Genomic DNA, 14,752 nt, shown 5'->3' with positions numbered 1-14,752 from the left:
CAATATGATTTCATTTAAACAAATCAAAGAAAAAATCCTCCTCTTGTCGGGGTTGATTTTGCTTGGGATTTTGCCATTCAATATTCAGTATGGAAATGCCCAAGAAATCAGTACGGATTTTTTGACAAAAAACTGGAATGCAAGATGGATTTCTGCAGCTGAGAGCAATCCCACAGATTATGGTGTTTATGTTTTTAGGAAAAATTTCGACCTAGGTAACAAGCCCTCTAAGTACATCATTCATGTCTCTGCAGATAACAAATATCGCCTCTTTGTCAATGGACAATTCATAGGCGTTGGCCCAGCCAGAAACGATGTGGAACATTGGTTTTTTGATACCTATGACATCTCCAAGTATTTGAAAGCAGGGAAAAATACCATTGCAGCAAAAGTTTGGAATGAAGGACCTCGAAAAGCTGAAGCCCAAATTTCCCTAAGAACAGGCTTCATTTTGGATGGAGAGGGAGAAGCCTCGGCTATTGCTACAAATGATACCTGGAAAGCCATGAAAGACGGAGCCTACTCTCCTATTCAAGTAAGGGTTTATGGATATTATGCTGCTGGACCAGGCGAAGACATCAAAATGGAGAACTATATTAAAGATTGGCAATCTCCTGATCTAAATGATGAATCTTGGCCTGCAGCTCAAGCATCTTTCCCAGGTGTACCCAAATCCAAAGTGGGGGCTTTCGGAGCCCCCATGGGCTGGATGTTGATCCCATCCGGTATCCCAACCTTTGAGTTTTCTCCCGAGAAAAACCCAGAAATCAGAAAAGCAGAGGGTATTGAAGTAGCCACTGGAACTTTCGGGAATTCACCCATTGAAATCCCTTCCAATAAAACAGTTAGTATTCTTTTAGATCAAACTTATCTCACCAATGCTTACCCCACCTTTAAGTTCGCAAAAGGCAAAGATGCCACTGTGAAAATCACGTATGGGGAGGCTTTGTATGGAGAAGAAAGATCCAAGGGAAACCGGGATGAAATCGAAGGAAAAACGATGGTTGGAAGATTTGATGAAATCACTACAGATGGTAGTGACAACCAAGAATTCACCAGCCTCAACTATAGAACTTACCGCTATATTCAACTGGATATTGAGACCAAAGAGGAGCCTTTGACTCTCAAAGGGATGGAAGCAATGTTTACAGGTTTCCCTTTCGAAATGAAAGCTGAGTTCGGTTCGGATGATCAGGAACTCCAAAAAATCTTGGAAATCGGATGGAGAACTGCCCGGCTTTGCGCAGTTGACTCCTATTTGGACTGCCCTTATTATGAGCAACTTCAATACATCGGCGATGGTAGAATCCAGATGGTGATTTCCTACTACAATGCAGGTGATGACAGACTTGCCAAAAACTCTATCAACCAGATTTCTTATTCCCAGCAACCGGAAGGTGTGACTTTCAGTCGCTATCCATCTGCGAGCCCCCAATATATTCCTCCCTTCTCCATGTGGTATGTGGGAATGCTTCATGATTACCTAATGTATGGAACCGATTTGGAATTTTTGAAAACCAAATTGAATTCTGCCAGATCTGTGATCCAGTATTTCCAAAGCGTACAGGGTGATGATGGTTCCTTGGGAACCCTTCCCTTTTGGTCCTTTGTAGACTGGGCAACAGGTCCGGAATGGGGCCCCGGCATTCCTCCTATTGGAGCTGATGGCAATTCAGCAATTTTGGATCTTCAAATGGTCTTGGCGCTACAATACGCCGCAGATCTTGAAAAGCATTTGGGAATCCAAGAATTGAGCATTACCTACTTAGAGGAAGCTGAAAAACTGAAGGCAACTATCCGTAGAAAATATTGGGATGCAGGTAAGAGATTATTTGCAGACAGATCAGAAAAAGATGTCTATTCACAACATGCGAATGGATTAGCTATTCTTGCCGGTTTGGTTGAAGGAAATGAAGCCAGATCTATAGGTGATAAAATGCTTGCTTTGGAAAACGAAATGGTGGAAGCTACCATTTACTTTAAGTATTACATCCATCAGGCGATGGTAGAAGTTGGCAAAGGGGATGAATATCTTTCCTATTTGGATGTCTGGAGAAAAGCAATTGACTTAGGATTGACCACTTGGGCAGAAACATCCGACCTAGACAAAACTAGATCAGACAGTCATGCCTGGGGTTCCAGTCCAAATATTGAATTCTACAGAACGATTTTGGGAATTGACAGTGATGGACCAGGTTTTAGCAAAGTAATCATTGAACCACATTTGGGTGAATTCACCAAAATTTCAGGTAAAATGCCACATCCAAATGGAGAAATTGAGGTTTCCTATGATTTGGAATCTGCTAAATCTGCCACCATTAATTTACCAACCGGGATAGGTGGAACATTTGTATTCAAAGGAAAAAGGCACTCATTAAATGGAGGAGCCAATACAATCTCTTTGGAAGAATAGGACTTAATACTTAACTTCTTTACCCCAATTGGTTTTTATCAATTGTGGTATTTTTTTAATGAAAACAACCATTTATTTCCTATTGAACCTTTTAACCCAGAGTTCAAGCACTCTGGGTTTAATTTTGATTTTTTGTAATTTGAAACATGGATATAAAAAGCTCTACACTTTTTGAAATCCCTCTCAGTGAGGAGGACGCAAAGGCTATTGATGAATTGATACCTATCAAGACCTTTCCAAAAGGAACTGTTTTGTTGAAACAAGGTCAAATTGCCAAAGACTCATACTTCAACTTAAAAGGACTGGTCAGACTTTATTACCTAATCGATGGAGAAGAAAAGACCATTCAGTTTTTTACCGAAGGAGATCCTATCGCTTCCCTATCCAGCTACCACCATCAGACACCTTCCCCTCATTATTTAGAATGCGTTGAAGAGTGCACCTTGACTATTCTCAACTTTGAAAAGGAGCAAGAATTAATCAAAAGGGTACCGGCATTTGAATCAATTTGCAGGATTTCGATTGAACAGGAATTTGGTAAAAACCAGGAAGTTCTGGCCAATTATATGATCAAATCACCGGAACAGAGATATCTCGATCTTCAAAACGAAAGACCAGGATTATTGAATCGAGTTCCCCAATACATTCTAGCCTCTTACCTCGGTGTCAAGCCCGAATCCTTGAGCAGAATTAGAAAACGACTGGCTGAAAAAAGGGGCTGAATTCTCAACTCGAATTGCCACATTACCAGCTTTTCTTCCTTTTTGCACATAATCATGGGCGGCAGGTAATTCCTCGAAAGAATAAATTCTATCTAAATGAGGACGAATGGATCCTTTTGCCATAAGCCTTTGAATCCGAGTCAAATCTTCTTGATATTGATTTCCTACTCCTAAAATGATCTTTCTGCTATCCTTTAGCATTTTTCCTTTTGCCCAATCTATGTAATCAGAACCAGCAGCATCAATGGCGATATAAATTCCAGTTGAAACCAAGCAGTGTTTTAACTCTTGAAAAGAGGTTTTTCCAACAGCATTGACAATCAAATCATAGCTTTCCAAGTTTCTTTCTATGTCTTCTAGATCATAGGCAATCACTTTGTCCGCTCCCATTCTTTTCACCCAATTAGCATTCTTGGAGCTACAAACTCCCGTAACATGAGTTTTTTCCAATTTTAATAATTGAAGCATTGCTGATCCAACAGAACCTGAAATCCCATGGATCAAAACCTTCATATTGGGTTTTATATCTACTTTTTTCAAAAAATCATAGGCTGTCATAAAACCAACGGGAACTACGGCCGCTTCCTCAAAACTGACTCCTTCAGGAATCTTCTCCTTCGCTTTTTCAGAATCAATCAACATATATTCCGAATAAGTACCTGACTCCAATCCGGTTCCTCCAAAAATATTATCTCCCGGTTTCCATCCTTTTACTTCCTCTCCCACTTGTTCTACCACACCTGCATATTCATGACCCAAAACAGGATTCTTTGGTTTGAACAAACCCGCAAACAAACGAATTGCAAAAGGCTTTCCACTCCTGGTTCTCCAATCCCCTGCAGTTACAGAGGTTGCTATAACTCTTACCAGTATCTCATTTGATTTAGGTGTTGGCTTTGGAAGTTCCTGCATATTCAACACTGAAGCTTCCCCGTATTTTTTAAAAGTAAATGCTTTCATGATGTTTTTGTTTTTGATTGATGACTCAAAACTAGAAAGCACAAGAATCTCAAAAATTGACTTGGGTTAAGATCGTGAAAAAGTCAAAAAAGAAGATCAAATCACTTCTTAACCGAAGTCAATGTGAGCGAAGCAAATCCCCTCTAAACTTGTACAAAAATCAACAAGCTATGAAATCATTAAGTCGTAAAAATCAATGTTTAACTGCTGGAATATTATATCTCATAGTAATATTTACCGGACTTTTCAGCGAATTGGGGGTTAGAGAAGCATTTTTCAGCCCAGATCAAATTTCAAATACTATTCAAAATTGGGAATCAAGTTCATTCTTTCTTCGAATAGGAATCGCTTCTGACATGGTCATGGTATTGGCAGATATCGGATTGGCTTGGGTATTTTGGGTTTTGTTTAAAAACGACTTCCCAGAGCTTTCCCTGTTAACCGCAGCCTTCAGAATTGTTCAAGCTGCGATGATCGGCACCAATCTGAATAATCTCATCGAGGGTATCCTAGTACCAATAGATTCAATCACTCAAAACACTCTGTTTTCTAGCTTGGAAGCTCATAGACTTGGATATCTTATGTCAGGAATTCCTTTTGGGGTGTGTTGTATTTTATTGGCATTTATGATGGTAAAAAGCTCATGGTTTTCAAAAATCCTTGGTTGGACGGTAGGAATTGCTGGAATCGCCTACCTTGTAGACTCTTTCACTCAATTCCTATTTCCAGCTTATGGGAATCTCACCGAAATCTTACTATTGAGCACTGCAGTAATTACTGAACTTACTTTATGTATTTATCTGCTTTGGAACGGGATAAAAAAGTGCAGGAATGAAATTTCATCCTTTGAACCAACAATATGACTTTAGCGGCCTATATACTCAAAAGAAATGGTGTACCTATGGGTGCTCCAAACTCTTTGCGAAATATGCTTAAGCGTTCATTGGGGGCAAAAGATTTTCGAACTTTCTGGAATCATTGGAATCCTATTTTCGGCTACTTCTTAGCCTACAAAATATTTAAACCTTTAAAAAAGGCAAGCCCTGAAGGGATTGCATTGCTTCTAACCTTTGTTTTTTGCGGTGGTATCCATGATTTGGTCACATTCCTTTATCGGGGAGAAACAAGGTTTCTATTCTCTTGGTGGTTTGCCTTTATGGGGCTGGCTATTCTATTTACAGATTTCTTAGGAGTAAATTTTGCTAGCAAAGCCTGGTGGATACGAGCAACTAGCAACCTCTTGTTGATTGGGATTTGCTACTTGGGAGCCTATGCAATCAAAAATTATTTCGGGGTAAGCATACAGTTGAACAACCTATTTTAGTGGTTCAGACTTTGATCCAATTGATTTAAAAATTCACCAGCGATTCTCAAAGGTCTGAAGGTCAACCTATTCTTCATTTTTAACGAATGTGTTCTTATAGCAATTTCTTTGAGGGAATTCAGAACCTCCAAAGTATGATCTCCTTTATTAATCATGACACATTCAGCCATCACAGCATGTCCAGCATCTGTAATTTCTGCTCTAGAAGCCACTCCTGATTTATGGAGGTTTTCCAAGACTTGAGTGGCCCAAATAGTAGGCACATGTGCTGCCTCACAAAGCCATGTAATCTCTTCCTGAATCTCAACCATTCGTTCAAAACCAATTTCTACAGCCAGATCCCCACGAGCAATCATGACTCCAAACCAAGGAGATTTCATCCCTTCAAGCAATAATTCAGGAAGATGATTGACAGCATCTTTTGTCTCTATTTTTAAAATTATAGCTGGAGTAACTGTGGAAATCTTCTCCATTTCATTTCTTAATAACTGAAGGTCCCTTGGCCTCTGAACAAAGGAAAAACCGACCGTATCGGCATGTTTCATCACAAAAGGCAGGCATTCTCGATCAAACTCAGTTAATGCAGGAATTGAGAGGACAGAATCAGGAAAATTAATTCCTTTCTCAGCTTTGAGTCGACTCTTTTTGGAAGAGTTCCTGAGAATAAGCAATTGAGCATTCCCATCTTCTAATTTTTCAACTTTAGCCTCAATCAAACCATCATCAATGAAAACTAAGTCTCCGATTTTAAGTGCTTGAACCACTCCTTTTTCATTTGGACTGATTACAATATCATTTTCAGAAAATCCTTTTCCAGAATCCGACAACCAGATTTTATCGCCGGTTTTACATTTCACCCTTCCCTTTTCTTTTCCCTTTTTCAACAAATTGGTTCTAATTTTTGGCCCTGCGAGATCCATGTGGATTTTACAAGAAATTCCTGATTGCTCGGATTCCTCCCGAATTAATTCGATGATTTTCTCCCACTTTTTCTCATCATCATGAGCGCAATTGATTCTTGCTATCCCCATTCCTTTTTCCAGCAATTTTCGAATCAATTTTCTCTCCCCTAAAAAAGCTGAATCTATCGTAACCATTACAGAAGAAGGCCAACCTATTTGTGGCTTTCCAAACAACTCCTTGCTTGCATTTTTTATTTTCGATTGTCCAGATTCTATTGTTCCCTTTTGATTTTCCAGAAAATCTTGTCCAATTCTTTCTAGGGTAACCTGAATTTGGCGATGGATATGACTTTCGCTACTAGCCAAAGAGGAGAGTCCATTTTTGTGCAAGAGCAATTGAAGGTGTTGAATATCTGTTTTTCGAAGAATCAGATATTTCAAAAAATTTTCAGCAGAACTTTTGTGATTGGGATGTATAGTTTTCAATAGCTCTTCGTAGACCTGATCTACATGACTCATTTCACTTTCAAGCTTGATTAAACCTTCTCTAATTTCATCCAAATCTTGATTCATGAGAATTTTATCTTCCGGTATACGTTATCCTTTAAAACAATTAACTGCAGGTATTTAGATCTCCATATTTATCCTTGTTCATCAGAAAGTTAAAAACTCTTTCTTAGAAAATTCATACTGATTTGAAGCGCTTTTAAAAAATGTTACGTCTCGGAGAGGAATTAAAACTTATACCAACAAAATGCTTAAAAGTTTAACTTCTTTGAAAAAGCTAAAATCCAAAAGCCTAATGGCCGCAGGGATTTTGAGTACCACAGTACTGATGACAGGATGCTTAGATGATCTGGAAACTCCTGAGACTCCACCCGCTGCCTACATCTCAATCTATCAAGGATCACCAGATGCTCCCGCCATGGACATCTACGCAAATGCAAACAAGGTCAACAATTATCCTCTGAATTATTCGGAAGTTTTGGCTTACAGTCCATTTTACATTGGTGAGAGAACCTTCAAATTTTCCACTTTCAATTCTGCAACTTCTCTTTTGGAGAAGGACTTTACCTTAGAAGAAGATGCTGTTTACTCCATGTATGTCATGGATGAAGTTGACAACTTGAATGCGATTCTAGTCGAAGATAGCTGGAATGATCCTGTGGCAGATTCGGCTCAGGTCAGATTGATTCATCTTTCTCCAGATACCGACGAGGTCTATTTGAAAATCACTGAGGTTGAAGACCCAATAACTGGTTCGGTTGCCTTCGGAAGTGCTACAGAATTCTCGGATGTGATTTCAGACATTTATACTGTAGAGGTAAAATCTGTTGAAACCGATGAAACCTTATTGACGGCAAATAGTATAGAACTTAGAGGAAATAGAGTTTACACTTTTGTTTTGAAAGGACTAAGCACCAGCACTGAAGCCACTACAAAAAGAGACTTACAATTAATTACCAACTATATTAACTACTACTAATCAAGTAGATCCAAAAAAATCCCGAGCCTATGGTTCGGGATTTTTTTTGTCCATTTTTTTTGGAGTCTACGTTTTATTAAACTTCCATTCCTAACCTAATCATCCTAGGCCAAACCAAAATTTCCATATCAAAAATAGGGTGATTAAGCTCCTCTCCATTATTAAGGATACTTTGATTCAAATGTAAAGTGATTTGATCCAGCTAATTCATTAAAAGGGAAAACGATTGGCCAGAATAGAAAAAGGCTGCCTCATTTCAGAAACAGCCATTGGTACTTTAGAATAGTTGGTCTTGCAATTTCTTTCAATAGAACTAAATCACTTATTTCCACCTCCAAAATTCACTTTGAAAGAAGCACCCACAAATCCAGGATTATCCCCAAAACCAGTGAACTGAGTTAAAGGATAATTGTAAAATGGCATTAGGAAGTAGCTCGTTTTTTCCGATTGCAAAAGTCTAAGATTCAAACCAAAATTCATGGTTGCAAAAGGATAGAATTTACTTTCTACAGCATCTAAAGATCTACTTTGAACTACATTTTCATTCATTGTTGTATAGGTACTATATCCACTAGAGCTAATCTGATTCAATGTAACTTGTCGGGAAAAAGTAGTCTTTAGCTCAGCTTTTTGTTTAAAAGCATAGAAATTCGAAAATCCAGCTTGAATAGCTATGGATTGAGACCGAGTTATTGGGTACTTCACATAAATCGGAATTTCCACTTGAGACTGTCGAACCACAACAGTTTCTGTGCTTGGAGGAGCCACATTTGCTGCAAATGCATTCGAATAGTCAGCATTGAGTACCATAGAGGCTTCATTTTGTTGATTTAGCAAATTGTACCCCAAACCTGATCCCAATGTTATTTTACCAGGCAATTCTAAATCCACAGAAAGTCCCAAGCCCAAAGATGAACTTGAAACATTGGCTCCATTTTGTTGACTCGCTCCATAACCAGGTGCTAAGCCCACTCCAAAAGTCCAATCCGATTTTTCTTTCGGAATTTCCTTAATTTCTGATTCTTCTTTCCAAGCAATCAAAGGGGTTGTCTCTTCTGTTTTTGGCTTTTCAGGAACTAATGATGTTTGAAGTTCTCCGCTAGTTACCTCTGTTTTTTCCTGAACTGGCTTCTCTTCTATTTGAGCAATCGCTTTTTCAACTTCCAACACTTCTTCCTTCTCAGTATTGTTAGAATTGACATTTTCCTCCTTACCAGAGTTCACTGCCGTTTGATTTTTGGCTTTACCCATATCCTCTTTTTTGGATGGAATCGCAGGTGCTTCTTCCAAAGAGTTGGTTCCATTTTCTGATTTAGATTTTAAGTTTTCTGCAACTGTGTTTTCAAACACCTTTGAGTTGGCTTCACTTTTTTGACTTTCAAATGGCAACGAAATTTCATCTCCCTTATCATTTTGATAGGAAGGTTCAGTTGGGGATCCTTTTGATTTCTGTGAAGAAGGACTCTCCTCCTTAGCAGTGTCACTTTGAGTTTGTCCAATTTCCTCTGTCAACAATTGATCTTCCTGTAGTCTTTCTGTGGTATCAGCAATAAAATATACCGCAGCCAAGAGTAATAGCGTCGCCGCTACTCCACTTGCCCATCGAAAGAACACCTGCCTATTTCCTGCCTTTCGACTTCGATCAAAGTTCTCCCATGCTCCTTCATCGTAGGGTTGGGACTGGCTTTCCTGATATTTTTTCAGGGAGTCGGCTATCTGTTTGCTTAGCTTATCTTCCTGCATATTCTTTTAAATGAGTATGAACTAGCTTGCGAAGTTTTGCTTTTGCACGAGCTAGGTACACGCGGGAGGAACTTTCGGTGATATTGAGTTTTCCCGCTATTTCTTTATGACTGTAACCCTCTACTTCGTAGAGGTTGAATACCAGCTTCTGATCATCAGGCAGCTGATCCAAGATTGCTATCAGATTTTCATAAGCCAAATCCCCTAGGGCATTGACTTCATGAAAAACTTCCGTTTGTTCGTTGATTTCTAATTGTTCTCGGATTTTTTTATTCTTCCTATAGAAATCAATGGCTGTATTGACTGTGATCCTCCGAAGCCAAGACTTGACAGACTGAAACTCCTCAAAGGATTTTATCGAACCGAAAAACTTCATGAATGAATCGTTGACAATTTCCTGAGCCAAATCTCTGTCCTTTGCATAGGACAGACTTATCCCCATGACATAGCCATAGTATTTTTTGAAAAAATATTCCTCATGTTTGGCAGACCGACGTTTGCAACCGTCGATCAGTTCTTTGTCAGACCAATTCAATACTGTAGAATTACTTAATTCCTGGTTTGTCTGTATTCAAACGCTTCATCCCTTGAAGCAGGTTTCGATTTTCTATTTCAGAACAAGGTTTACTATCCTTCAAGGGATGCATTACACTATCCTTTTCTTTCGTATCCAGACTCAACTCTTTGCCTGCCTGGATGGCGAAGCTGCAAAAGAACAGTAATAATATCCCTCGAAAAAATAATCCCATGTTTCTTTTTTAAGGGAGACGAGAGGAAAATTCAGAGCGCTACAGGAAAAATTAAAATAAACCTGAATTATTTAATAGAGCCATCCCAATCAATCGGAATCGAAAAAGGGTCCAAAATGCTATCCAATAAAACAGAAACTTCTTCCCTGGTCAATTTTCTATCCGCAGAAAAATCAATAACCAAACCTTCTGAGTCTGCAATTTTCAACAAACCCTCCCAAGTCAATTTAGGGTCAATTATTTTCAAAAACTGCTCAAGCTTTTCCAAAGTCAAATAATCTCCAGAAGCACCCCAATTTCCATCCAATTGGGAATAATAAGTTTTCAAACCGGAAACCAGTTCGTATTCAGTTACCAATCTTTCAGGATAAAACCAAGTTTGGTTTGCCCAGAGATAAGGGACCCCTTCACCTTTTAGAATTCCTGTGGCACCAATCTTTTGCATGGCCTGAAAATGCTTGTCAGTTGGATTCATATCCAAAAATGGCATGATAAATCCTTTTTGGTCCAAAAGGATCTGCTGAACATCGCGTATGGAAACCTGGTCTAAAGGTAGTTTTTTGGAAGAAGCCAAAGCTCCCAAAACTCCTGCAGCCTGCCCAATTCCCAAAACAACAGGCTGAAGCCGTGATGCCCCATTGACAATATTGGAAACTGAAATACTTTTCTCTGCAAGTATTAATGCGGGATGATTTGCTGGAATTAAAGCCCCTAATGGAACATTATAGGAAGGAACCCGAATTTTGATAAAATCGATTGCCGGGGCATCCAGATTTTTCTTATGATGGTGATCAATCGTATAATCCCCGACCACTACACCTGTTCTATACAGAGGGCTTTGAGCTTCATATGGAGTTCTTACAAAAGGTAATGTGAAATCAACTAAGCCATGAAATCTCCGAGACTCACGGTGATATGGAATCATAGGGAGATGATCCTCAGTTGGAAATTCTTCTTCGGCGATTCCCAAGTTTTTATATCCCAGCTCATGTTGGATATAATACACGAATCGCAAACTGGCTTGTTTTGCTTTTTCTAATTCAATCTCTCTTTCCTCAGGACTCAGCTCCACCAAATTCACATAATAATCATTCCCGCAATTCGGCCAATTAATCATGTATTTACCATTGGGAAGTTTACCATAGTCGATCATTTTCCCACAATCCAAAGTGGGATCATTATCAGAGATGGGATCGGCGTGTGCACAGGCACAGGCGAATTCCGCCGGATCGTAATTTTCAGGTCTCGGAATTGTCTTATCAGAGCCCATTCCAAAATCCTGAAGAGTCACCACATAAGTCAAGTCCTGAATAATATCATTGGAAATTTCAGGTGCAAACTCCTCTCCTACCTCATCCCTTGCATCCATCCCAAGGCGATATGGTAGTCCAACTGAGGCAGCTACATCTCCCATTTCTGTGGCGTCAATTAGAATAGGAGCTGATACATTAATTATTTTCCCATCCTTATGAAAAGTAATATTCCAAATCCCTTCAGAATATTTTGCCTCTTTCCACTCACTTTGAAAAGAAACCGTCAGACTAGAAACTGATTGGCTGATAGATTGAAAAATTTCATTCCCTACATGTGGTTCAAAAAGTGTATTAGAAACCCAACCTGTAGCCATGGCTTGTTGAGAACCATAATGTGCAACCAAACTATCTCTAAATTCTCCCCAAATCCCAGAAGGAAGTCTGTGGTTTCCATCAATGGCAGAAACACCAGCTGAAGTAAGCATTCCTCCAAGCCAAGGGGTAGATTCTACGATCAAAGTTTTTGCTCCCATTCTACCTGCTGTTATCCCGGCTGCAGTTCCACTTGCTCCTCCTCCTATGATGATCAAATCAAACTTTTCTTGAGCAATAAGGGACTGACCAATTACCATGGCCAAAAAGAACATGAGTTTAAATTTCATTGAGATTAATTATCATTTTTAAAAAGGGTTCACATGCACCTATTAAAGCTGAATCCTCACCTAAAGAGGATTTTTTTAAGGAAAGATTTACTCCATTATTTTTCAAATAATCAATGGTAGAAGGTAAAAACAAGGAGCTTGCATTTGATATTTTCCCACCTAGAACTACTAGCTGAGTTTGGAGTCTTATCACATAAGGAAACAAAAACTCTCCTAAAGTTTTACCAAATTCTTCAAATACTTGGGAAGAGATATTTTGATCAAAATCGGGTGAAGTTAGGTCTTTTACACCTTTTATAACTAAATCAAACTCCATTTGGACAAATTCTAAAAACCAAGCAGTACCTAGGTAATCTTCCGCAATTCCTTCCCGAAAAGGAGCAGTCCAAAGTTTGGCATCTTTCACCACATCATCTACATGAATTGCAGACCCAAGGCCTGTTCCTAAGGTCAAACCAAGCGTATTTGTAAATCCCTTTCCTACACCTGAAAAAACTTCCCCTTTCAAAAATGCCTCAGCATCATTGGTAAAACTGATTTGATTTAAAGGAATGCAGAGAGATTCAGCCAATAATTTTTTAACTGAAAGACCATATAAGGCCTTCATTTTCCCCTGTTCGGAGATCAAGGAAATTCCATTTTCATAATCATAGGGGCCTGGCATGGCTATTCCTATTTGAAGGTCTTTAGAACCAAGCGAAACTGCTCGAATCACCTCGACCCAATCTTTGATTATATCAATTGCATCTTTGGCTGTGTCAACTGAATCATCTGCTCTCCTACCAAGAGAAACCCCAGTTTCATTAACTAAAATTTCAGCTGCAGAAATATGAGATCCCCCGATATCAACTCCTATGATCATTTGTATAAAGTTAAGATCATAAAAATAGGGCTTTGGAAAATTCCAAAGCCCTATTTATTAGATATTGTTTAGGCGAAATTATTTATCCCACCACATTTTTGTAGTCCAAGTATCTCCACCCATAGAAGAAACACCACCTGCAAGTCCATTTGGATTTGTGGTACTTTCAGAAGCAGGATACAATTGTCTGGTTGGGATTTGACCTCCTGAGAAATTACCAGTATAATTTACTGGAGTCAATTCAGGATAGCCGGATCTTTTCCAGTTATTCCAAGATTCAACAAAATTTGCAAATAAACCAGTAGTTGCCCAGATCTGCTCGTTGATCATTTTCAAAGAAGCGGCTTCACTGCTAGTATCCAACGGATTTGCAGAAGCAAAAGCAGAAGCAGCAGAAGCAGATACGCTTCCTCCTCCAAATTTACCAATAGAAACTAAAGCTCCCTCAACACCAGCTGCATAATAGCTAGATGCGGATCCTGGGACGCTATAACCTCTTGCTGCAGCATCTGCCAATAGCAATTGGATCTCTGCATAAGTCAAAATGAATACAGGAGCGTTTCTATCTCTATAGATTGCTGTAGGTCTTGAATACGCACCAATTGGAGCAACATCATCACCAGAACCGGTAGGACCTGGATAATTAGGCTCATTAGAAACATCAGTACTTCCTCCTTTTAAATCATATCCGTTTGGCAAACCAATTTGAACTGAAGGGTCATTATTTCCAGAAGCAGCACTTCTGTTTGCAGCAAGACCTGCAGCAGGAACTTCTGCCACAATAGACAATCTTGGATCATCTGTCGATTTCAAGAAATCAATCAAATGATTCGACCATCTTACTTCGTAAACGTCATCAGTAACATTTAATGCATTTGCACTTGAATTAGAATATCCATTATTCTGATCAGAAACCAATACCGCTTCATCAGCTGGAGATGCGAAAACACCCCCTGCAATTGCTTTGGAAACATAAGTTTGAGCAGTAGAAGGATCAACATCCACTAACCTCATGGCCATTCTCAACATAAGTGAATAACCCAATTTTCTCCATTTGCTCTTATCCCCGCCATACAAAACATCATTTTTGATAGCATCACCTGAATCAGTAATTGAAGAAATAGCATTTTCCAAATCAGAAAGCATAGCAGAATAAGCAGCTGACTGAGAATCATAAACTGGTGTTGTAATTCCATCTTCAGCTTTTAGTGCTTCAGAGTAAGGAATATCTCCATAAACATCAGACACGAATGAAAGTGTCAAAACCTTCCAAATTGTACCTACTGCTTGAAGGTTGGAGAAACCTTTTTCACCAGCCAACTTTTGCATCTGATAAGTTCGAGATGCTGAAGAAAACCCATCATTCCAAACACTTTGGATATAGCTGTTTGTACTTCCTGATGCCACATATTTATCTGCATTGGAATAGTAGTTTGCACCGCCAGTAGAGGTGGAAGCCATCACCTGAACCCACATACTTTGGAATAAGATAGCACCGGTATATCCAGTCATCATATTTCCGTAGTTATAGGAAACAGTTGGTAAAATCAGATTCGGATCAAATACATTTGAACCTGCACTATTTGGGTTGGTATTGATATCAGCAAAGTCTCCATCACAACTGGAAGCAGTCAGAAGCAATCCTGATAACAATATGCTTATATATTTTTTCATAA

The 14,752-nt window shown here is 39.1% G+C and carries 13 protein-coding genes; 5 read left to right on the top strand and 8 right to left on the bottom strand.

Annotated elements, in window-relative coordinates; all coding sequences use genetic code 11:
* Window positions 1-4: 4 nt before the first annotated feature.
* Both O0V13_RS16545 and O0V13_RS16540 read left to right on the top strand, forming a co-directional pair.
* Window positions 5-2,413: an alpha-L-rhamnosidase-related protein gene (locus tag O0V13_RS16545; RefSeq protein ID WP_268036085.1), complete on the top strand. Its 2,409-nt coding sequence runs from the start codon at window positions 5-7 to the stop codon at window positions 2,411-2,413.
* A 146-nt stretch (window positions 2,414-2,559) separates the two neighbouring features.
* Window positions 2,560-3,135 carry a Crp/Fnr family transcriptional regulator gene (locus tag O0V13_RS16540; RefSeq protein WP_268036084.1) on the top strand — a complete coding sequence of 192 codons (576 nt, stop codon included), beginning with the start codon at window positions 2,560-2,562 and terminating at the stop codon, window positions 3,133-3,135.
* On the opposite strand, the gene O0V13_RS16535 is transcribed toward O0V13_RS16540, so the two are convergent.
* The gene (locus O0V13_RS16535; RefSeq protein WP_268036083.1) at window positions 3,061-4,095 is read right to left on the bottom strand and encodes an NAD(P)-dependent alcohol dehydrogenase; all 1,035 of its coding nucleotides are present in this window, start codon (window positions 4,093-4,095) and stop codon (window positions 3,061-3,063) included. The two genes, O0V13_RS16540 and O0V13_RS16535, sit on opposite strands and share 75 nt — an antisense overlap.
* 170 nt (window positions 4,096-4,265) lie before the next feature.
* On the opposite strand from O0V13_RS16535, the gene O0V13_RS16530 reads away from it, so the two are divergent.
* Both O0V13_RS16530 and O0V13_RS16525 read left to right on the top strand, forming a co-directional pair.
* A complete protein-coding gene (locus O0V13_RS16530; RefSeq protein WP_268036082.1) occupies window positions 4,266-4,958 on the top strand; it encodes a DUF4386 domain-containing protein in 693 nt (230 codons plus the stop codon).
* Window positions 4,955-5,419: an acyltransferase gene (locus O0V13_RS16525; protein ID WP_268036081.1), complete on the top strand. Its 465-nt coding sequence runs from the start codon at window positions 4,955-4,957 to the stop codon at window positions 5,417-5,419. The genes O0V13_RS16530 and O0V13_RS16525 overlap by 4 nt, the downstream gene beginning before the upstream one ends.
* Here O0V13_RS16525 and O0V13_RS16520 read toward each other — a convergent pair.
* Window positions 5,416-6,894: a pyruvate kinase gene (locus O0V13_RS16520; protein ID WP_268036080.1), complete on the bottom strand. Its 1,479-nt coding sequence runs from the start codon at window positions 6,892-6,894 to the stop codon at window positions 5,416-5,418. The genes O0V13_RS16525 and O0V13_RS16520 overlap by 4 nt on opposite strands.
* A gap of 181 nt (window positions 6,895-7,075) precedes the next feature.
* Here O0V13_RS16520 and O0V13_RS16515 point away from each other — a divergent pair, with 181 nt between their 5' ends.
* Window positions 7,076-7,807 (top strand): DUF4397 domain-containing protein, encoded by a 732-nt coding sequence (locus O0V13_RS16515; protein WP_268036079.1) that lies wholly within the window; start codon window positions 7,076-7,078, stop codon window positions 7,805-7,807.
* Between the two features lie 318 nt (window positions 7,808-8,125).
* Here O0V13_RS16515 and O0V13_RS16510 read toward each other — a convergent pair whose 3' ends face one another.
* The 6 genes from O0V13_RS16510 to O0V13_RS16485 form a co-directional block, all read right to left on the bottom strand.
* Window positions 8,126-9,550 (bottom strand): outer membrane beta-barrel protein, encoded by a 1,425-nt coding sequence (locus tag O0V13_RS16510; RefSeq protein ID WP_268036078.1) that lies wholly within the window; start codon window positions 9,548-9,550, stop codon window positions 8,126-8,128.
* The gene (locus O0V13_RS16505; protein WP_073570649.1) at window positions 9,537-10,085 is read right to left on the bottom strand and encodes an RNA polymerase sigma factor; all 549 of its coding nucleotides are present in this window, start codon (window positions 10,083-10,085) and stop codon (window positions 9,537-9,539) included. The genes O0V13_RS16510 and O0V13_RS16505 overlap by 14 nt, the downstream gene beginning before the upstream one ends.
* Window positions 10,086-10,095: 10 nt before the next feature.
* Window positions 10,096-10,299, bottom strand: coding sequence for a hypothetical protein (locus O0V13_RS16500; RefSeq protein ID WP_268036077.1), 204 nt, complete (start codon window positions 10,297-10,299; stop codon window positions 10,096-10,098).
* Between the two features lie 67 nt (window positions 10,300-10,366).
* Window positions 10,367-12,214, bottom strand: coding sequence for an FAD-dependent oxidoreductase (locus tag O0V13_RS16495; protein ID WP_268036076.1), 1,848 nt, complete (start codon window positions 12,212-12,214; stop codon window positions 10,367-10,369).
* Window positions 12,204-13,076: an ROK family protein gene (locus O0V13_RS16490; protein ID WP_268036075.1), complete on the bottom strand. Its 873-nt coding sequence runs from the start codon at window positions 13,074-13,076 to the stop codon at window positions 12,204-12,206. The genes O0V13_RS16495 and O0V13_RS16490 overlap by 11 nt, the downstream gene beginning before the upstream one ends.
* Before the next feature lie 78 nt (window positions 13,077-13,154).
* A complete protein-coding gene (locus O0V13_RS16485) occupies window positions 13,155-14,750 on the bottom strand; it encodes a SusD/RagB family nutrient-binding outer membrane lipoprotein (protein ID WP_268036074.1) in 1,596 nt (531 codons plus the stop codon).
* Between the last annotated feature and the right edge of the window lie 2 nt (window positions 14,751-14,752).

The organism is Algoriphagus sp. PAP.12 (assembly GCF_026652115.1).
Classification (GTDB): domain Bacteria; phylum Bacteroidota; class Bacteroidia; order Cytophagales; family Cyclobacteriaceae; genus Algoriphagus.
Note: the sequence above shows the minus strand (reverse complement) of the source record. Positions and strands in the feature narration are given on the sequence as shown.

What these genes read in the sequence shown, in the direction of transcription:
- O0V13_RS16545 (WP_268036085.1), top strand. Translation starts at nt 5, where the DNA reads ATGATTTCATTTAAACAAATCAAAGAAAAAATCCTCCTCTTGTCGGGG.
- O0V13_RS16540 (WP_268036084.1), top strand. Translation starts at nt 2,560, where the DNA reads ATGGATATAAAAAGCTCTACACTTTTTGAAATCCCTCTCAGTGAGGAG.
- O0V13_RS16535 (WP_268036083.1), bottom strand. Translation starts at nt 4,095, where the DNA reads ATGAAAGCATTTACTTTTAAAAAATACGGGGAAGCTTCAGTGTTGAAT.
- O0V13_RS16530 (WP_268036082.1), top strand. Translation starts at nt 4,266, where the DNA reads ATGAAATCATTAAGTCGTAAAAATCAATGTTTAACTGCTGGAATATTA.
- O0V13_RS16525 (WP_268036081.1), top strand. Translation starts at nt 4,955, where the DNA reads ATGACTTTAGCGGCCTATATACTCAAAAGAAATGGTGTACCTATGGGT.
- O0V13_RS16520 (WP_268036080.1), bottom strand. Translation starts at nt 6,894, where the DNA reads ATGAATCAAGATTTGGATGAAATTAGAGAAGGTTTAATCAAGCTTGAA.
- O0V13_RS16515 (WP_268036079.1), top strand. Translation starts at nt 7,076, where the DNA reads ATGCTTAAAAGTTTAACTTCTTTGAAAAAGCTAAAATCCAAAAGCCTA.
- O0V13_RS16510 (WP_268036078.1), bottom strand. Translation starts at nt 9,550, where the DNA reads ATGCAGGAAGATAAGCTAAGCAAACAGATAGCCGACTCCCTGAAAAAA.
- O0V13_RS16500 (WP_268036077.1), bottom strand. Translation starts at nt 10,299, where the DNA reads ATGGGATTATTTTTTCGAGGGATATTATTACTGTTCTTTTGCAGCTTC.
- O0V13_RS16495 (WP_268036076.1), bottom strand. Translation starts at nt 12,214, where the DNA reads ATGAAATTTAAACTCATGTTCTTTTTGGCCATGGTAATTGGTCAGTCC.
- O0V13_RS16490 (WP_268036075.1), bottom strand. Translation starts at nt 13,076, where the DNA reads ATGATCATAGGAGTTGATATCGGGGGATCTCATATTTCTGCAGCTGAA.
- O0V13_RS16485 (WP_268036074.1), bottom strand. Translation starts at nt 14,750, where the DNA reads ATGAAAAAATATATAAGCATATTGTTATCAGGATTGCTTCTGACTGCT.